This is a genomic window from Stenotrophomonas sp. ASS1 (assembly GCF_004346925.1).
Lineage (GTDB): Bacteria > Pseudomonadota > Gammaproteobacteria > Xanthomonadales > Xanthomonadaceae > Stenotrophomonas > Stenotrophomonas maltophilia_A.
On the sequence record NZ_CP031167.1, the window covers coordinates 1,237,999 to 1,256,095 of the forward strand.

At 66.9% G+C, this 18,097-nt stretch carries 20 protein-coding genes; 16 read left to right on the top strand and 4 right to left on the bottom strand.

Going from position 1 to position 18,097, the window contains the following annotated elements:
• The first annotated feature begins 35 nt into the window (after positions 1 to 35).
• Together MG068_RS05745 and MG068_RS05750 are read left to right on the top strand one after the other, a co-directional pair.
• Complete coding sequence (locus tag MG068_RS05745; RefSeq protein WP_132809592.1) at positions 36 to 2,342, top strand: tetratricopeptide repeat protein; 2,307 nt, start codon at positions 36 to 38, stop codon at positions 2,340 to 2,342.
• 92 nt (positions 2,343 to 2,434) lie between these two features.
• A complete protein-coding gene (locus tag MG068_RS05750) occupies positions 2,435 to 2,899 on the top strand; it encodes a YqhG/Tai3 family protein (RefSeq protein ID WP_132809594.1) in 465 nt (154 codons plus the stop codon).
• A 90-nt stretch (positions 2,900 to 2,989) separates the two neighbouring features.
• Here the strand turns inward: MG068_RS05750 and MG068_RS05755 are convergent, their stop codons facing one another.
• Positions 2,990 to 3,784 (bottom strand): cytochrome C assembly family protein, encoded by a 795-nt coding sequence (locus MG068_RS05755; protein WP_107433545.1) that lies wholly within the window; start codon positions 3,782 to 3,784, stop codon positions 2,990 to 2,992.
• 122 nt (positions 3,785 to 3,906) lie between these two features.
• On the opposite strand from MG068_RS05755, the gene ffh reads away from it, so the two are divergent.
• The 11 genes from ffh to MG068_RS05810 all read left to right on the top strand — a co-directional run bounded on the left by ffh (position 3,907) and on the right by MG068_RS05810 (position 11,715).
• The gene (ffh, locus tag MG068_RS05760; protein ID WP_005408591.1) at positions 3,907 to 5,283 is read left to right on the top strand and encodes a signal recognition particle protein; all 1,377 of its coding nucleotides are present in this window, start codon (positions 3,907 to 3,909) and stop codon (positions 5,281 to 5,283) included.
• Between the two features lie 91 nt (positions 5,284 to 5,374).
• Positions 5,375 to 6,451 carry an NAD(P)H-dependent flavin oxidoreductase gene (locus tag MG068_RS05765; RefSeq protein WP_132809596.1) on the top strand — a complete coding sequence of 359 codons (1,077 nt, stop codon included), beginning with the start codon at positions 5,375 to 5,377 and terminating at the stop codon, positions 6,449 to 6,451.
• On the top strand, positions 6,448 to 7,230 hold the full coding sequence (locus tag MG068_RS05770; protein WP_132809598.1) for an aminotransferase class IV family protein: 783 nt from the start codon (positions 6,448 to 6,450) through the stop codon (positions 7,228 to 7,230). The genes MG068_RS05765 and MG068_RS05770 overlap by 4 nt, the downstream gene beginning before the upstream one ends.
• A 129-nt stretch (positions 7,231 to 7,359) precedes the next feature.
• Positions 7,360 to 7,962 carry a suppressor of fused domain protein gene (locus MG068_RS05775; RefSeq protein WP_107433542.1) on the top strand — a complete coding sequence of 201 codons (603 nt, stop codon included), beginning with the start codon at positions 7,360 to 7,362 and terminating at the stop codon, positions 7,960 to 7,962.
• Positions 7,963 to 8,148: 186 nt separating this feature from the next.
• The gene (gene rpsP, locus MG068_RS05780; RefSeq protein WP_005415733.1) at positions 8,149 to 8,409 is read left to right on the top strand and encodes a 30S ribosomal protein S16; all 261 of its coding nucleotides are present in this window, start codon (positions 8,149 to 8,151) and stop codon (positions 8,407 to 8,409) included.
• A 44-nt stretch (positions 8,410 to 8,453) separates the two neighbouring features.
• On the top strand, positions 8,454 to 8,966 hold the full coding sequence (rimM, locus tag MG068_RS05785) for a ribosome maturation factor RimM (protein ID WP_010483256.1): 513 nt from the start codon (positions 8,454 to 8,456) through the stop codon (positions 8,964 to 8,966).
• 8 nt (positions 8,967 to 8,974) lie between these two features.
• Positions 8,975 to 9,733: a tRNA (guanosine(37)-N1)-methyltransferase TrmD gene (gene trmD / locus MG068_RS05790; protein ID WP_125894523.1), complete on the top strand. Its 759-nt coding sequence runs from the start codon at positions 8,975 to 8,977 to the stop codon at positions 9,731 to 9,733.
• 154 nt (positions 9,734 to 9,887) lie between these two features.
• A complete protein-coding gene (gene rplS / locus MG068_RS05795; protein ID WP_005408597.1) occupies positions 9,888 to 10,289 on the top strand; it encodes a 50S ribosomal protein L19 in 402 nt (133 codons plus the stop codon).
• A gap of 82 nt (positions 10,290 to 10,371) precedes the next feature.
• Positions 10,372 to 10,752: a DUF6404 family protein gene (locus MG068_RS05800; protein WP_032127554.1), complete on the top strand. Its 381-nt coding sequence runs from the start codon at positions 10,372 to 10,374 to the stop codon at positions 10,750 to 10,752.
• A gap of 79 nt (positions 10,753 to 10,831) precedes the next feature.
• Positions 10,832 to 11,266, top strand: a complete 435-nt coding sequence (locus MG068_RS05805) for a DUF1801 domain-containing protein (RefSeq protein ID WP_132809600.1) — start codon at positions 10,832 to 10,834, stop codon at positions 11,264 to 11,266.
• Between the two features lie 38 nt (positions 11,267 to 11,304).
• The gene (locus MG068_RS05810; RefSeq protein WP_032127552.1) at positions 11,305 to 11,715 is read left to right on the top strand and encodes a DUF1801 domain-containing protein; all 411 of its coding nucleotides are present in this window, start codon (positions 11,305 to 11,307) and stop codon (positions 11,713 to 11,715) included.
• Positions 11,716 to 12,000: 285 nt separating this feature from the next.
• On the opposite strand, the gene MG068_RS05815 is transcribed toward MG068_RS05810, so the two are convergent.
• Positions 12,001 to 13,461, bottom strand: coding sequence for an MATE family efflux transporter (locus MG068_RS05815; protein WP_132809602.1), 1,461 nt, complete (start codon positions 13,459 to 13,461; stop codon positions 12,001 to 12,003).
• Positions 13,462 to 13,523: 62 nt separating this feature from the next.
• Here MG068_RS05815 and MG068_RS05820 point away from each other — a divergent pair, with 62 nt between their 5' ends.
• The 3 genes from MG068_RS05820 (at position 13,524) to MG068_RS05830 (ending at position 15,481) form a co-directional block, all read left to right on the top strand.
• Complete coding sequence (locus MG068_RS05820) at positions 13,524 to 13,763, top strand: hypothetical protein (protein WP_032127550.1); 240 nt, start codon at positions 13,524 to 13,526, stop codon at positions 13,761 to 13,763.
• Positions 13,764 to 13,772: 9 nt separating this feature from the next.
• A complete protein-coding gene (locus MG068_RS05825) occupies positions 13,773 to 14,180 on the top strand; it encodes an RNA-binding S4 domain-containing protein (RefSeq protein WP_110711637.1) in 408 nt (135 codons plus the stop codon).
• Between the two features lie 113 nt (positions 14,181 to 14,293).
• Positions 14,294 to 15,481, top strand: coding sequence for a glycoside hydrolase family 5 protein (locus MG068_RS05830; protein ID WP_132809604.1), 1,188 nt, complete (start codon positions 14,294 to 14,296; stop codon positions 15,479 to 15,481).
• 72 nt (positions 15,482 to 15,553) lie between these two features.
• Here the strand turns inward: MG068_RS05830 and MG068_RS05835 are convergent, their stop codons facing one another.
• Together MG068_RS05835 and MG068_RS05840 are read right to left on the bottom strand one after the other, a co-directional pair.
• Entirely contained in the window at positions 15,554 to 16,162 is a 609-nt protein-coding gene (locus MG068_RS05835; RefSeq protein WP_132809606.1) for a DUF937 domain-containing protein, read from the bottom strand.
• A gap of 108 nt (positions 16,163 to 16,270) precedes the next feature.
• A complete protein-coding gene (locus tag MG068_RS05840) occupies positions 16,271 to 17,914 on the bottom strand; it encodes a catalase (RefSeq protein WP_132809607.1) in 1,644 nt (547 codons plus the stop codon).
• Positions 17,915 to 18,097 lie beyond the last annotated feature (183 nt).

Below are 18,097 nucleotides of genomic sequence, written 5' to 3' on the forward strand. Positions count from 1 at the left end.
TCATCCAGCCTTCGCTAGACAGGAGTACTTACCCCATGGACATCTGGAACTGGGTCGAAAAACTGCAGGGTGACCTGCGCCAGGCCGGCCAGGCGCAGAATGCGCACCTGCTGAACCGCCTCGCCGACGAGGTGAGTGAACTGCGTGTCGACCGCGTTGACGCGCTGCTGCCCGAAGCGCGAGCGCTGGGCAAGGCGCTGGACAACCCGTGGGTCGACGTCTACGTCGGTCACTGGGCGCTGCGCAACCGCGTCGGCAACCGCGTCGAAGGCGAGAGCGCGCTGGGGGAAGCCGTGGCGCTGTTCGAGCGTGCGCATCGCGAGGACACCCTGGAATGCCCGCAGTCGATCTGCGTGACCCAGGATCTTGCCGCCTGCTACGGCAACATCGATGGCCCCGGCTGGGTGCCGGAGCGCATCGAGGTGTGCGATGAAACACTGGGCCGCATCGACCCGAGCTGGGCCTGCTTCCAGTGCCTGAGCTGCGAGAAGGCCGATGCACTGCTTGATGATGGCCGCGGCCAGGAGGCACTGGATTACCTGCAGGTGCAGTCCGACGCGATCGAGGCCTGCGGCAAGGAAGTGTTCGACAGCTTCCCGGAGATGCAGATCAAGATCCTGCTGGGCATGGGCCGCGCCGAAGAAGCGCTGCTGCTGATCGAGAAGCGCGAGGCCGAAGTGGCCGCGTCCGGCGAGTACGAGCCGGCCAACTGCACGGTGCCGCGCCGCCTGTCCAAGGCGTGGGCGCTTGCGCAGCTGGACCGCGACGAAGAGGCCTTGCAGCAGCTGGTGCCGTGGAGCGAGCTGACGCCTACCTACTGGCGGCTGTGGGCGAACACCGCCGCAGCGCTGTGCCGGCGTGATCCCGCACGCAATACCTGGGACCTGGGTACGCGCTTCAACACCATCATCGAACACTTTGCCGAGGTTGGCTCGCACCGCCTGCTGATCGAAGTCGCTGCGCTGAGCCTGGAGCTGGCCCTGCAGCGTGGCGCACGCTGGGTGGCGCTGCGCCAGCTGGAACTGGCGCGTATCCATCTGGCAAAGCTGCGCCAGGACCGGGGTGCGGCTGCGCTGGTGGCCGGCCTGGCGGCACGCATCGATGCATTGCCGGATGTGGCGCCGCTGCCGGTGCCAGCCGCTGAACTACTGGTTTGGCTGAACGAGCAGGGAGAGCAGAATCAGTCGCGCGATCCCGAACGTGAGGCGCAGTGGCTGCTGCAGGCACAGGCGCAGCTGCCAGATGACGAGGCGCTGGCCGAGATGGCTGCCTCCGCGCTGAGCGCCTGTGGGGCGCAGACGGAAGCGCGCGCATTGCTGTGGCGCTTCGTGCGCGCACACACGCAGGATGATGGCCCGGCCGCCTACACGCTGATGCGCTGGCTGACCGAGCAGGGCGACGATGCAGGCCTGCGCCAGTTGGCTGATCTCTATCGCGGCAGCGTGCCGGTGTTCGCGCACTGGTGCGAGGTGCAGCGTGCCCGTCGCGTGTCCGACTGGCCGGCACTGGAGCAGGCCGCGCAGGCGCTGCTGGCGGCCTCGCCGGGCTCGCATGGCGCACGCGGTACGCTGGCGCGGATGTACATGGAAACCGGTCGCTTCAGCGAGGCGCAGGCCTGCTATGCGCAGCTGGTGGAGCTGCTGGAAGAACCCAACGCCGCGCATTGGGACCACATGAGCGCGGCCAGTGCGGCGCGCGACTGGGACGCAGTGCGCCGCTCGGCGGCAGCGATCGGCATGGAGCTGTCCAGCCAGGACGGCGTGGTCGAGGAGCCGTGGGGCTGGGTGATCATCCGCAGCGAAGAGCATGGCGAGCCGATGGAGTATTACGCGCGCCGCAGCGGCCCGGTCACCGCGCGCATCGTCGAGAACGCACCGGCCAACCGCGCCCAGCAGGTCGGCGACTGGGTGGTGTTCGATGCTGCGCTGGTGCACCCGGCGCCGGAGGAGGAGGAAGCGCGCGAGCATTTCATCCCGACCTATGCGCAGGTGCATGTGCTGGAGCGCGGCGGCTTTGCCCGCAGCTGGCTGATCGACGGCGCGCACCCGGGTGAAGACGCGTGGAATGCCTTTGTCGCAGCGGCCGAGGCGCAGGGCTGGCAGGTGTGGTCGCACAGCCGCCCGGACTACACCGTAACCGATCCGGACGAGGAGGAGGGCACGCTGCCGGGCCTGCTGTTCACCGTCGCCCAGCCGCAGGACCATGCACCGCTGGCGCTGCACCGCTTCCTGCAGCAGGAAACCGCGAAGTGGCAGCATCCGCATTGCTGGCTGCGGCTGGCCGAAGCCTGCGACCAGGATCGCCAGCCGCACCTGGACGTGATCGAGCGTTACGGCTTGTAAGCCTGGTATCGGGTAGTGCCGGCCGCTGGCCGGCAGCGCCGGGATATCCTGTGTTGCCGGCCAGCGGCCGGCACTACCTCAAGGAGAAATACATGCGAAAGACAGGGATGTTCATGATCGCCGGGCTGCTGCTGGCCCCCGCCGTGCAGGCCGCATCGGCCTGCCAGGAACCAGTGGCTGTCGCCCGTGCCTTCTACGAGGCAACCACCGGCAATGGCGATCTGCTGGAACCGCCGCTGGCGCTGGTCAGCCCGGCCTTCGGCAAGGCCCTGCGTGGCGAGCGCGCCTGCCAGACGCGCGAGGAAGGCATCTGCACCATCGATTCCGATCCGTGGCTGGATGCGCAGGATGGCGACATCGAAACCCCGGTGCGTTACAGCTGGAAAGAGGCGTCGGCCACCGCCGGCCAGGTCGAGATGCGCTATTCGGTATGGAAGAAGGCCTACGTGACCCGTCTGCCGATGATGCGCCAGGGCCAAGGCTGCTGGCAGGTGGATGACATCATCACCAACAGCGGTCGCTCGGTACGGAAGATCCTGGCCCAGCCGCTGCCTTGACCGTCTGCGGCATACACGCAGGGTGCGGTCCTGTTGCCGGCCAGCGGCCGGCACTACCGGGGTGGGTGCCGACCGTTGGCCGGCACACCGCTATCGCGAATGCCCGAACACCAGTTCGATCGCGAACTGGCTGCCGAAGAAGGCCAGCAGCAGCAACAGCATTGCCGCCAGCGTCCAGTGCACCGCCTTCATGCCGCGCCAGCCGTAGCGGCGACGGCCGATCAGCAGCACGCCGAACACGATCCACGACAGCACGCTCAGCACGGTCTTGTGCACCAGCTTCTGCGCCAGCAGGTCGTCGACGAACAGCACGCCGGTGACCAGGGTCAGGGTCAGCAGCGCGAAGCCGACGGTGATCACCCGGAACAGCAGCGATTCCAGATCCGCCAGCGGCGGCAGGGCGCGCAGCCACGGCCGGAACTCGCGGCGGCGCAGGGCGCGTTCCTGCAGCCACAGCATGATCGCCAGCAGCGCGGCGATGCTCAACGTCGCGTAGGCCAGCAGCGCCAGCCAGGCGTGGCTGGCCAGGCGCCAGCCCAGCACCTTGCTCGGTTCATGGCCGTAGCCGTGGTAGGCCAGCAGCAGTACCGCGGCCAACGGGAACACCACCACGCCCAGTGCCGACATGCGCCCGCGCGCGCCGACCAGCGAGGTCAGCCAGGCCATGCCCAGGCCGACCAGCGACAGCGCGGCGAAGAAGTGCATGTCCGGCCCGCCGTTGGTGCGCATCGCCACCATCACGTGGTAGCCGCCGTGCAGCAGCATCGCCGGCAGGGCGGGCCACAGCCAGGCGGGGGAGCCGGTGCTTCCATCGCGGCCAAGCGCACGCACCAGCAGGGCGCTGGCGGCCAGGTAGAGCAGGGCGGCGATGAGAACGATTAACATCGTTGCAGTTTCGCATACCCCTGCGGTGGTGGCGACGGCCCTGTGGTCGCAGTCCGGGGAGGGGAGCGGACCCGTTATACTGTCTGCCTTATTGTCCCCCGCTTTCAGACAGGTTGCGCCGCATGTTCGAGTCACTGACCCAGCGCCTTTCCGGCACCATCGAGCGCCTGCGTGGCCGCGGCCGCCTGACCGAGGAGAACATCCGCGAGGCCACCCGTGAGGTCCGCATCGCGCTGCTCGAAGCCGACGTTGCGCTGCCGGTGGTGCAGGCCCTGATCGAGCGCATCAAGGTGCGCGCGGTCGGCCAGGAAGTGCTGAAGTCGCTGACCCCGGGCCAGGCGCTGATCAAGGTTGTTCGCGACGAGCTGACCGCGGTGATGGGCGCCGAAGCCAGCGACCTGAACCTCAATGTGCCCGCTCCGGCCATCATCCTGATGGCGGGCCTGCAGGGCGCCGGCAAGACCACCACGGTGGGCAAGCTGGCCAAGCACCTGAAGGAAAAGCGCAAGAAGAAGGTGATGGTGGTCTCGGCCGACGTCTACCGTCCGGCCGCGATCGAGCAGCTGAAGACCCTGGCCGAGCAGGTCGGCGTGCTGTTCTTCCCGTCCAGCGCCGACCAGAAGCCGGAAGCCATCGTCCGCGCCGCCATCGACGACGCACGCAAGTCGTTCGTCGACGTGCTGCTGGTCGATACCGCCGGCCGCCTGGCCATCGACGAAGCAATGATGGCCGAGATCAAGGCCCTGCATGCGGCGGTGAATCCGGCCGAAACCCTGTTCGTGGTCGACGCCATGACCGGCCAGGACGCGGCCAACACCGCCAAGGCCTTCGGCGACGCCCTGCCGCTGACCGGCGTGGTGCTGACCAAGACCGACGGTGACGCCCGTGGCGGTGCCGCGCTGAGCGTGCGCTACATCACCGGCAAGCCGATCAAGTTCGTCGGTGTCAGCGAGAAGCCGGAAGGCCTGGACGTATTCCACCCGGACCGTATCGCCAGCCGCATCCTCGACATGGGCGACGTGCTGTCGCTGGTCGAGCAGGTCGAGCAGCAGGTCGACAAGGACAAGGCCGCCAAGCTGGCCGAGAAGGTCGCCAAGGGCAAGAAGTTCGACCTGAACGACATGCGTGACCAGCTGGAGCAGATGCAGAACATGGGCGGCATCGGCGGCCTGATGGACAAGCTGCCGGGCCTGGGCAACATCCCCGACCATCTGAAGCAGCAGGTCAGCCAGGGCAAGGAAGTGCCGCGCATGATCGCCATCATCAGCTCGATGACCAAGAAGGAACGGCGCAACCCGAACCTGCTCAACGGCTCGCGCCGCGCGCGCATCGCCAAGGGCTCGGGCGTGACCCCCGCCGACGTCAACAAGCTGATGAAGCAGTACATGCAGATGGAAAAGATGATGAGCAAGATGGCCGGCGGCGGCATGAAGGGCATGTTGCGCAGCATGAAGGGCATGATGGGCGCCATGGGCGGCCGCGGCATGCCGTTCCGTTGATGTAGCGACGGGGCCGGCGCGCATTGCGACGCGGCCCCGGTCACAACGACTGGCGTATGCTGGATGGCGACTTCTCCAACAGGTATGTCGCGTGAATGCATCGCCGATTCTTGAACGCGCCGACACCTTCTGTCGGCGTTTTTCATTGCAGCTTCCGATCCTGCTGGCACCGATGGCCGGTGCCTGCCCGGTGCCGCTGTCGGCCGTGCTGGCCAACGCCGGCAGCATGGGGGCGATGGGCGCAGTGCTGTCGTCATCGGCCGATATCGGCCACTGGATGGCTGACTTCCGCGCTGCCTCGACGGGCCCCGCACAGGTGAACCTGTGGGTGCCGGACCCGGCACCGACCCGTGATGTCGCCGCTGAAGCCGCCAGCCGCGCCTTCCTCGCGCAGTGGGGTCCGGACGTGCCGGCCAGCGCCGCCGATGCCACGCCCGCCGACTTCGAAGAACAGTTCGCCGCACTGCTGGCGGCGCGCCCGGCGGTGGCCTCGACCATCATGGGCGTGCTGCTGCCGCGCCACGTACAGCAGTTGAAGGATGCCGGCATTGCCTGGATCGCCTGTGCGACCACCTTGTCCGAAGCGCGTGCGGCACAGGACGCCGGTGCCGACGCGGTGGTCGCACAGGGCGTGGAAGCCGGTGGCCATCGCGGCGCGTTCGATCCGGCGATGGCCGAGCGTCAGTTGGTCGGCCTGTTTGCGTTGTTGCCGCGCCTGGCCGATCACCTGCAGATTCCGGTGATCGCCGCCGGTGGCATCGCCGACGGCCGTGGCATTGCTGCCGCACTCACCTTGGGGGCCAGCGCCGTGCAGATCGGCACTGCCTTCCTGCGCACGCCCGAAGCGGCGATCGCTTCAGCGTGGGCCGATGGATTGGCGGCCAGCGAACCGGAAGATACCTGGCCGACCCGCGCCTTCAGTGGCCGCCTGGGGCGTGGCCTGGCGACACCCTATGTGCGCGCCGCCGCTGCGGAAGGCGCACCGGCGCCACGCCCGTACCCGGTGCAGCGCGGCCTGACCGCGCCGATGCGCAGGCAGGCCGTGCAGGAAAATCGTCTTGCAGCGATGCAGGCCTGGGCCGGGCAGTCGGCGTGGATGGCCCCGGCACAGCCGGCCGCCGACGTGTTGCGCGGGATGTGGGAACAGGCGCAGGCGCTGCTGCGATGACCGTGACCTGCAACGGCCAACCGGCGCAGGTGGAGGATCTGCTGCCTGCACTGGTCAACTATGGCCACTTCACCTCGCTGCAGGTGCGCGGTCACGCCGTGCAGGGACTGGACCTGCATCTGGCGCGGCTGTCGCAGGCCACGCGCGAACTGTTCGGCAGCGAACTGGACGCGGCGCAGGTGCAGGGCTGGATGGCGCAGGCGCTGCAGCAGGCCGGCCTGGCCGATGCCTCGCTGCGGGTGACGGTGTACTCGCGCCGCTTCGATTTCCGCAATCCGCTGGCGGCCGTACCGGTGGACGTGCTGGTGGCGGTGTCCGCGCCGGTGACGCTGACCGCCTCCAAGCGCGTTCGCAGCGTGACCTGGCAGCGTGAACTGCCGCAGATCAAGCATGTCGGCACCTTCGGCCTGTTTGCCGAACGCCGTGCTGCGATGGCGGAAGGATTTGACGATGTGCTGTTCGTGACCGCCGATGGCGAGGTGAGTGAAGGCAGCACCTGGAACCTGGCCGTGCACGATGGTGACCGGCTGCTCTGGCCTCAGGCGTCGGCCCTGCGCGGGACCGCCGAAGCGCTGCTGAAGCAGCATTGGCCGGGGGCGCAGGCCACGCAGCCGTTGCGGCTGGCGGACCTGATCGGTATGAACGCCGCTTTTGCCTGCAACGCCAGCGGCCTGTGGGCGCTGGAGGCCATTGACGGGCATGTCCTGCCCGGCTCGCAGGCCTTGGCTGAACAGGGAAGGGCGGTGCTTGCGAGTGTGCCGTGGCAGCCGCTTTCCTGAACGGGGCGCGCGGGTTACCGGTCGCTGGGCATGACCCGGCGTTACCGTGGCAAGCCGTAATCGGTAGCGCCGGGCCATGCCCGGCGGATGCCTCCGCAGCGCAGAACCCCTCAGGAGATCCAATCAGTCATGGGCACGGTCACCGAGCAGCATCGTGCGGTAGCGATGCACGCAATCAAGATCATGGGCGGTGAGGGACGGCCCAAGGTCCAGGCCTTTCACGATGATCATCGCCAGCGTTCGGTCGATATCCTCACGACGTTCAGCTCTCCGGAAGCAGGGCTGAAGTCCATCGCGTCCATCGGGCTGTCGGACTTTGTCTTACGTCGTGCGGAGGGGCACGAACTGGAAACGCGCGTCGAACTGTGTGCGTGTGCAGAACAGGACGCGCTGCATTGGGACAACGTCGTCGCCTCGACGGCCTTTGCAATCATGCGCGATCGCGCAGCGGTGCAACCCGGAAGTGTGATTCCCAACATCCTGCAGGACTACTTCCCATCGACCCGGATGCCTCACGTCTATCTGGTGCCGCCCTTCTTCTGGAATGACGCCAGGTTCCCGGGACTGCAGTTCCCGCCGGTGGCGATCAACTGGCTGCAGTGCATCGCCATCCACGAATCCGAGCGGCAACTTGTCGAGCGGATTGGCAGTGATGCATTTGATGACCTGTTGCAGCAGCAGGAGATGGACGTGCTGGGCATGCATCGGGCGCCTGTCACTGGAGCACTCTGACGCTATTGCCCTGGGGCGTCGGCGGGGGCGGTCGGAGATTGATCACGTTGCTGAACGAAAGCCGCCGGGCATGGCCCGGCGCTGCCGTGAAGGCGGATTCACCCCGGGGTTGGCTCGGCCGGGCTCTGTCGCTATAATCGCCCGCTTACCTCGCCATCCTGGCGACTGGGCAATAGGAAAAACACCATGGTCAAGATTCGACTGACCCGCGGCGGCGCCAAGAAGCGTCCGTTCTACCACATCATCGTCACCGACGTGCGCAGCGCGCGCGACGGCCGCAACATCGAGCGCGTTGGCTTCTACAACCCGGTCGCCCAGGGCGCCGAGAAGCGCATCGAGCTGGACCTGGCCCGCGTTGACCATTGGGTCAAGAACGGCGCCCAGCCGACCGACAAGGTCCGCAACCTGATCAAGGAAGCGACCAAGTCCCAGGCCGCTGCGGCCTGATCCTGACGGGCCACGCTTCGGCGTGGCCCTCTTGGTTGAAGCAGATGAAAGATATCGAGCGCCGCATCCTGCTGGGCAGGGTTGTCGGCGCTTTTGGTGTGCGCGGCGAGATCAAGCTCGAGTCCTGGACCGAGCCACGTTCCGCCATTTTCCGTTACCAGCCGTGGATCGTGCGCAGCCCGTCCGGCGTGGAAACCACGATTGAAGGTGTACGCGGCCGCGACAGCGGCAAGCACCTGGTCGCCCGTTTCCCCGGCGTCGAGGACCGCGATACCGTTGAAGCGATGCACGGCACCGAGATCTACGTGGCCCGCAGTGCGTTGCCGCCGCCGAAGCCCGATGAGTACTACTGGGTGGACCTGGAAGGCCTGGACGTGAAGACCACCGAGGGCGTTGCCCTGGGCCAGGTCTCGCACCTGTTCAGCACCGGCGCCAACGACGTGGTGGTGGTCCGTGGTGACCGCGAACGGATGATTCCGTTCGTGCAGCCGGACTTCGTCAAGTCGGTCGACTTCGAGGCCAACCTGGTCGTGGTCGACTGGGATCCCGAGTTCTGACTGTGAGCATGCGTTTCGACGTCATCACCCTGTTCCCCGAGTTCCTCGCCCAGTCCGCTGGACTGGGCGTGGTCGGGCGCGCGCAGGAGAAGGGCCTGTTCAGCCTGCATGGCTGGAATCCCCGTGATTACGCCGAAGGCAACTACCGCCGGGTGGACGACCGTCCGTTCGGTGGTGGCCCCGGCATGGTGATGCTGATCGAGCCGCTGCAGGCCTGCCTGCAGGCGATCCGTGATGCTGATCCGACCCCGGCGCGGGTGATCTACCTCAGCCCGCAGGGAGCGCCGTTGACCCAGGCCAAGGTGCGGGAACTGGCGGCGCTGCCGCGCATGGTCCTGCTCTGTGGCCGCTACGAAGGCATCGACGAGCGTTTCCTGGAGGCCAATGTCGACGAGGAGATTTCCCTCGGCGACTACGTGCTGTCGGGTGGCGAGCTGGGCGCGGCGGTGATCATCGACGCCGTGGCCCGCCTGCAGGACGGTGCCCTGAACGACGCGGAATCGGCGGCGCAGGACAGCTTCGAGGGCGACCTCGGCCTGCTCGACTGCCCGCATTACAGCCAGCCGGCCCAGCACCCGCTGGGTGACGTGCCGGACGTGCTGCGCTCGGGCAACCACGCGGCCATCGCGGCCTGGCGCCGCCAGCAGTCGCTGGTCCGTACCGCCCAGCGGCGCCCGGACCTGCTGGATGAACAGGCGCTGGGCAAGTCCGACCGCAAGCTGCTGGAGCAGGGCCGTCAGGCCCAGAAACACAAGGCCAGCCCCTAGCGCAGGGCTGGCGTTATCGGCTATCATGGCCAATTCCCGTCGGCCCCGGCCGGCGCGCGCAGTACCCAAAACAAACGTGCAGCACAGTCCGGTGACTGCATGAGCCTACGTTGTCGATACGACACGCCCACCCGAACAAGAATCGGTGTAACCCATGAGCAAGCTGAACAAGTCCATCGTCGCGGAATTCGAATCCGCCCAGATCACCCGTGAACTGCCGAAGTTCAGCCAGGGCGACACCGTTGTCGTCAACGTGAAGGTGAAGGAAGGCAGCCGCGAGCGCGTGCAGGCCTACGAAGGCGTTGTCATCGCCACCAAGAACGCCGGCCTGAACTCCTCGTTCACCGTGCGCAAGATCTCGCACGGCTACGGCGTCGAGCGCGTGTTCCAGACCCACAGCGCCATCATCGACTCGGTCGAAGTGAAGCGTCGTGGTAAGGTCCGCGCCGGCAAGCTGTACTACCTGCGTGGCCTGGAAGGCAAGGCTGCCCGCATCAAGGAAGACCTGGCTGCCGCTGCTGCCGCCAAGGCTGCCCGTCTGGCCGAAAAGGCCTGATAAACAACTTCGGTTGTTGCCGCGACGGCCACCTTCGGGTGGCCGTTTGCGTTTCCGGCATCGCTTCGGCCACGATCAGGGGATGAACGACATCAACCCGCGCTATCCCGCCGTGATCCAGTCGGCGCTGCGCTTCCTCGACGGCAAGGGGCTGGCGCGCGTGCAGTCGGCACCGCTGCTGCATCGCCTTCTGTGGCGCATGGGCATCGCACTGCCACCGCCGATCCTGGCCGGCTTCGGCACCAATGCGCTGGTGCAGGGTCTGCTGTTCGGGCTGTTCTGGACCGCGCTGATGTGGCTGATGCTGTGGCAGGGCAGTGAACGCCCGCTGGCCCTGCTGCTGGCGGCCGGCCTGGTGGCCGGTGCGCTGTTCGGCGTGGTGATGGCGGCCTTGATGCGCTCGCTGCGCCGCCACCGCAAGCTGCCGGACTGGCAGCAGTTCCGGGCGCGGCAAGCGGACTGAGCCGATGGCGCACTGCGCCGTGACCGTTGGGGACAGGCCGCGCTAGGCTGCGGTTTCATCCCGATGGACGTGCTGTGCGATGCCTGCCAAGCGAACCGCACCTTCCACCGCGCCCGAGCTGTTGTCAGGCGGCAACCCGCAGATCGCCAAGGGCGAAGGCGATGCGCCGGTGCAGGCCTATATCGCGGCGATGCCGGACTGGAAGCGGCCGATCGGAGCACAGCTGGACGCGCTGATCGAACAGGCTGTACCCGGTGTGCACAAGGCAGTGAAGTGGAATTCGCCGATGTATGCGGTTGCGCCGGGCGAAGGCTGGTTTCTCAGCTTCCACTGCTTCACCCGCTACATCAAGGTGGCGTTCTTCCGCGGCGCTGCGCTGAAGCCGGTGCCGCCGGAGCCGTCGAAGAGTGCCGATACGCGCTACCTGCACATCCAGCAGGAGGGTGCGTTGGATGAGGCGCAGTTCCTCGACTGGGTGCGCCAGGCCGCGGCATTGCCCGGCGAGCGCATGTAAGTGCATCGTTCCGATCTCCCTGCCGACGAGAACCGCTGATGGCCACGCATGCACCGAACCCTGCCGATGCCGGAACCCCGGCCGCTGAACTGATCGATGCACGCATCGCCGAGCTGGGCGACTGGCGTGGCGAGGCGCTGGCACGCGTGCGTGCCTTGATCCATGAGGCGCTGCCGGACGTGCAGGAAACCTGGAAGTGGCGCGGTACACCGGTGTGGGAGCACAACGGCATCCTGTGCACCGGCGAGACCTACAAGCAGGCGGTGAAACTGACCTTTGCCAACGGTGCGGCGTTGGCGGACCCGAAGGGCCTGTTCAACGCCAGCCTGGACGGCAACACGCGACGTGCGATCGACATCCATGAAGGCGCGATGCCGGATGCCGCGGCGTTGAAGGCACTGCTGCGCGCGGCGGCCACGTTCAACGCTGCCAAAAAGAAGAAACGGTAGAGCCGGCCGCTGGCCGGCTGTTGCGCGATGCTTCCGGAGGGGCTTGAGGTTGCCGGCCAGCGGCCGGCACTACCGTGGTAATGACCGGCGGAGAAGAAGAAGCGGTAGAGCCGGCCGCTGGCCGGCTGTTTTGCGATGCCCCCGGAGGGGTTTGAGGTTGCCGGCCAGCGGCCGGCACTACCGTGGTAATGACCGGCGGCGAAGAAGAAGCGGTAGAGCCGGCCGCTGGCCGGCTGTTGCGCGATGCTTCCGGAGGGGTTTGAGGTTGCCGGCCAGCGGCCGGCACTACCGCAGTGGCGCGGCATCCGGGTCGGCCACCGGAGACGGCGGGCAGGCCGGAATCTCCGACGGCGTGGCCAGTTCTTCGGCGTGCGAGGGCTTGCCCATCATTTTCGCCTTGCGCCAGCCACCCCAGCGGTAATAGGCCAGTGACAGCAGCATCGAGACCAGCGAGCTGACCGGGAAGCTCCACCAGATCGCATCGGCGCCCCAATACGGCTGCAGCAGTTCGGCGAATGGCACGCGCACGCCCCACAGCGAACCGGCCAGGATCAGCAGCGGCGGAATCACTGCGCCGGTGGAGCGCACCACGCCGGAGATCACGAAGCTGACGCCGAAGAACAGGAACGAGCCGATCACCACGTGGTTGAGGTGGCGGGCGATGTCCAGCGCCTGGCTGGCCGGTGGCAGGAACAGTGCCAGCAGCTGGCGATCGAACACCACCAGCGGCAGGATCAGCGCGCCGGTCAACAGGAAGTTGAACAGCACGCCCTGGCGCGCGGTGCCGCGCACGCGATCCCAGCGCTGCGCACCGACGTTCTGTGCCGCCATCGAAGAACACGCCGCACCGATCGCCATCGCCGGCATCTGCAGGTAGTTCCACAGCTGCAGGGCAGCGCCGTAACCGGCGCCGGTGTCGGTGCCGTACTGGTTGACCATGGTCATCAGCAGGATCACCGACAGCGAGATCAGCACCATCTGCAGGCCCATCGGCACGCCCTTGAGCACCAGCGCCTTGAGGATGGTCAGGTCGAGCTTGAGCAGGCGCATGTCGGCGCGGCCCAGCCACAGGGTGTGGCGCTTGTGCCGCATGTACAGCAGCAGGCCGGCCAGCGACAGCGTCTGCGCGACCAGCGTGGCCCAGGCCGAACCGGCAATGCCCAGCGCCGGGAACGGCCCCATGCCGAAGATCAGCACCGGGTTCAGCACGATGTCCAGCGCCACCGACACCATCAGGAAACGGAACGGCGTGCGTGAATCACCGGCACCGCGCAGCGCGGCGGTGAGGAAGGCGAACGCGTACAGCGTCGGCATCGCCAGGAAGATGATCTGCAGGTAGGCCTCGGCCAGCGGCAGCGAGGCGGCCGGCGTGCCCATCGCCGCCAGCAGCGGATGGGCCATGAACCAGCCGGCGATGGCGATGATCACCGACAGGCCGATGAAGAAGGTGGCGCTGGTACCGACCACGCGCCGTGCCTGCGCGATGTCGCGCGCACCGATCGCCTGGCCGATCAGGATGGTCGAGGCCATGCCGAAGCCGAACACCGAGCCGATCAGGAAGAACATGATGTTGTTGGCGTTCGCGGTGGCGGTCAATGCCGCCTCGCCGAGGAAGCGCCCCACCCAGACCGCATTCACCGAACCGTTCAGCGACTGCGCGATGTTGCCCGCCAGGATCGGCAGGGAGAACAGCAGAAGGTTGCGGCCGATCGGGCCGGAGGTCAGGTCAAGCGGCGCTTTTGCCATGGAGTGGTGATCGATTCCCGGGAGGCGCACACTAGCACCACGCCGGTTTGCAGGATGTGGCAATGCATCAACGACTGCAGGTGAAATGGAGCCTGGCGATGGCCTTGATCGGCACCGCACTGGCCGCATGTTCGACAGGTGACCGGCTGGGCGATACCCAGGTGCGGCCGACCGACCGCCCCGAGTGCCTGGTCGGCAGCCAGCGCCAGGATCTGTCTGCTGGCGTACCCACCTTGATCGGGGGCAGCGGTTGCCGCACTGACCCCGATCATCCGCGTCCCCTGAACAAGCCACCGGAGTAGCACGCACCAATGCCCGAGCTTTCCCCGCTGTCGCCCAGTGTCCGCCTGGACATCTGGTTGTGGGCGGCCCGTTTCTTCAAGACCCGCAGCCTGGCCAAGCAGGCCATCGAAACCGGCAAGGTCAGCGTCGCCGGGCAGCGCCCGAAATCCTCACGCGCAGTGCGCGTCGGTGAGCAGCTGCAGGTCGACCGCGGCGAGGAACATTTCGAGATCCAGGTGCTGGGGCTGAGCGATCAGCGTGGGCCCGCGCCGGCGGCGCAGCAGCTGTATGCAGAGAGCGAGGCCTCGAAGGCACGCCGTGCCGAACAGCGTGCACTGCGCATTGCCGCACGCGATGGTTTCCAGCCGCCGGAACACAAGCCGGACAAGCGCGCGCGGCGTTTGATCCGGGCCTTGGGTGACATCGACGCGCTCTAGCGAAATCCTGATTCCAACGGATTGTTCCTATCGCGGTGCGAAACAAAGCGCCGGTCACGGTGCGTTCGGATTGCGCTGGGCAGGCTGGTTTTTCACCTATCGGAGGCCTGCCCATGCGTCGTCTGCTGTTATGCCTGTCCCTGCTTGCTGCGGCGCCACTGCACGCTGCCGACATCACCTTCTGGGACGTTCCGCAACGCGGTGGCAACAGCATGAACATGTCGCCTCCGGACCGGAAATACTTCGAGGCGCTGCGTGCGACCGGTGCGACCTGGGTGCGGCTGGTGCCGGACAAGTGGAAGGGGCAGGGCGGTCGTGACTTCCTGATCGGCAACGCCGATGACTATCGCGGACTGGTTCCGGCCGACCTGGCCACGCTGCGGCGGGTGCTGGATGACGCCGATGCGGCCGGACTGAAAGTGGTGCTGACGCCGCTGTCGCTGCCGTTGCTGCGCTGGAAGCAGCACAACGGCAATGTGGTCGACCAGCGCCTGTGGCAGTCCTTCGACAACCATGTGCCGGCCCGTCGCTTCTGGCATGACCTGGCCACGGCGCTGAAGGGTCATCCTGCCTTGGCCGCCTACAACCTCATCAATGAGCCGGTGCCCGAGTACGGTGCAGGCCTGGCCGAGCATGCGTCCACCGAGGCGATGCAGCGGTGGTATGCCGGAGTGCAGGACGGCCCACGCGATCTGCGCCGCTTCTACTCGGAGCTGATCGCCAGCATCCGCGAGGTCGACACCGTGATGCCGCTGATGCTGGATGCGGGCTGGTATGCCGCCGCCGACGGTTTCAACTACTGGCCGGCACCGCTGGCGGATTCGAAGCTGCTGTACAGCGTGCACATGTACGAGCCGTATGCAGCAACCAGTGCACCGAACCAGACGCGTGCCAAACCCTGGCGCTATCCGGCGCAGGTGCCGTTCGGTGCAGGCAGCGAGCGTTGGGATGCGGCGCGTGTACGCCGTTACCTGCAGCAGCCGATGACGTGGGCCGCCTCGCATGGCGTCGGTGCCAACCGCATGGTGGTGGCCGAATTCGGCTGCATGCGGCGGTGGCCGGACTGCAGCCGCTACCTGCAGGATGTGCTGCAGGTGCTGGAGCAGGACAAGGTGCACTGGGCCTTCTACGCCTTCCGCGAGGATGGCTGGGACGGCATGGACTACGAACTGGGCGACAAGCCGCTGCCGTGGTCGTACTGGCAGGCGCAGGAAAAGGGCGGCCATGTCGAGCCGCCGCGCTCGATGCAGGCGCCCTTGTTCGCACCGATCCTGCAGCGTTTGAAGGCGGGCAACCGGTAAGCCGCCGGGCCTGGCCCGGCGCTACCCATGGCGATGCCGGTAGCGCCGGCCCATGTCCGGCCAGGCTTTCCCTCAGCGCTTGCCGCCGAGCAGATTGCCGCCCAGCTTGAGCAGATCGCCCACGCCCAGCTGACCATCACCATCCTGGTCCAGCAGGCTGCCGAGCAGGCCACCGGCAAGACCGCCCTGCTGCTGCACCTGCTGCTTTTCCTGGCCGAGGGCCTGGCTGAGCGAGCTGGCATCGGCCTGGCCGCCACCCAGGCGCTGGGCGAGGAAGGCCATCACGATCGGCGCGAGGATCTGCAGCAGTTGGCTGGTACGGCCGCTGTCGAGCTGGGTGGCCTGGGCCAGGCCGGTTTCCACCTTCTGCTGGTTGCCGCCGAAGATGTGGCCGAGGATGCCGGCGCCGTCGCTGGCAGCGCCACCGCTGGCGCCACCGCCGCCCAGCACCGAACCGAGCACGCCGCCCAGGTCCAGGCCGCTGTGGTTGTTCTGCAAGGCGCCGAGCAGTGCCTGCGCGCCCTGTGGCTGCGAGGCGTTGTTGCCCAGCGCGCCCATCAGTACCGGCAGCGCGGCACTGATCGCGCCGGAAGCCTGGGTATCGCTGATGCCGAGCTGCTGCGACACCTGCTGCAGCGGGGCGCCCTGCAATTTGGCGAGAAGTTCATCGGTCAGGCTCATCTGCGGAATCCTTGATTGGGGTTGGGCGTGCAGAAGGTACGACGCGGACCGTTAAAACGGCGACGCCGCCTCACGGGGAGGCGGCGTGCCGTACACGGGGCAGGGCGATCAGAGCTCGATGTCTTCGGCGCCCGGGGTGGCGGTGGGGAAGTCCGCTTCCGGCTGCGCCGGCTTGAACGGATCCGACGGCTGGCTGGCCAGCGCCTTCAGCGCCGCGGCAACTCCGGCACCGTAGGCCGGGTCGGCCTTGCTGCAGTTGTCGATGTGGCGCTGCTTGATGAAGTCCGGCGCATCGCCCAGGGCGCGGGCGGTGTTGGCGAACAGGCGCTCCTTCTGTGCCTGGTTATAGCTGCGGAACAGCGCACCGGGCTGGCTGAAATAGTCGGCGTCGTCCTCGCGGAAATTCCAGAAGTCGGCGTCGCCGCGGATCTTCATCGGCGGCTCGCGGTACTGCGGCTGCTCCTGCCACTGGCCGTAGCTGTTCGGCTCGTAGTGCGGCAGGCCGCCGTAGTTGCCGTCCACGCGCATCGCACCATCGCGGTGGTTGCTGTGCACCGGGCAGCGCGCTGCGTTCACCGGAATCTGGTGGTGGTTCACGCCCAGGCGGTAGCGCTGCGCATCGGAATAGGCGAACAGGCGTGCCTGCAGCATCTTGTCTGGCGACGGGCCGATGCCCGGCACCAGGTTGCTCGGTGCGAACGCCGACTGCTCCACGTCCTGGTACCAGTTGACCGGGTTGCGGTTCAGTTCGAACTGGCCCACTTCGATCAGCGGATAGTCGCTCTTCGGCCACACCTTGGTCAGGTCGAACGGATGCACGCGGTAGGTTTCCGCGTCCAGCTCCGGCATGACCTGGATGAACAGCTTCCACTTCGGGAAGTCGCCCTTCTCGATCGCGGCGAACAGGTCGCGGCCGTGGCTTTCGCGGTCATGGCCGACCAGGATCTGCGCCTGTGCGTCGGTCAGCGATTCGATGCCCTGCTGGCTGACGAAGTGGAACTTCACCCAGAAGCGTTCGCTGTCGGCGTTGGTGAAGCTGTAGGTGTGCGAGCCGAAACCGTGCATGTGGCGGAAGCTGCGCGGAATGCCGCGGTCGCTCATCACCACGGTCACCTGCAGCAGGGCTTCGGGCAGCAGCGTCCAGAAGTCCCAGTTGTTGCGCGCGCTGCGCAGGTTGGTGTGCGGGTCGCGCTTGACCGCCTTGTTGAGGTCGGCAAACTTGCGCGGGTCGCGCAGGAAGAACACCGGGGTGTTGTTGCCGACCAGGTCCCAGTTGCCTTCTTCGGTGTAGAACTTCAGCGCGAAGCCGCGGATGTCACGCTCGGCGTCGGCGGCGCCACGCTCGCCGGCCACCGTGGTGAAGCGGGCGAACATCTCGGTCTGCTTGCCGACCTTCTCGAACAGCTTGGCGCGGGTGTACTTGCTGATGTCGTGGGTGACGGTGAAGGTGCCGAACGCGCCCGAGCCCTTGGCATGCATGCGGCGCTCGGGAATGATCTCGCGGTTGAGGTTGGCCAGCTTTTCCAGCAGCCACACGTCTTCCATCAGCAGCGGGCCACGCGGGCCGGCGGTCTTGCTGTTCTGGTTGTCCACCACCGGTGCGCCGAAGGCCGTGGTCATCGGCGTGACCGGATCATCGCCGTGCTTCTGCTTGGGCGTGGTGCTCAGTTCACGCTGCTGCTGGGCGCCTTCCGCAGGCGACGGCGCGGTGTGATACGGGCACTTGGGGCTGTTGTTATCGGACTGGCTCATGGCTGGCTCCTGCGGGTGAAGACGGGATGGAACATCTTCACTCGACTTTAGCTAGGGCCAGATGAAATGAATAATCGAATGATCCATTCAGGTTGATAGATTCTGTCAATTGAAACTCAGAATCGGATTTGCAGAACCTTTCGATGGGCCTCCCGCAAGGTAGGCGGGGAGGCCTTGGGCGTG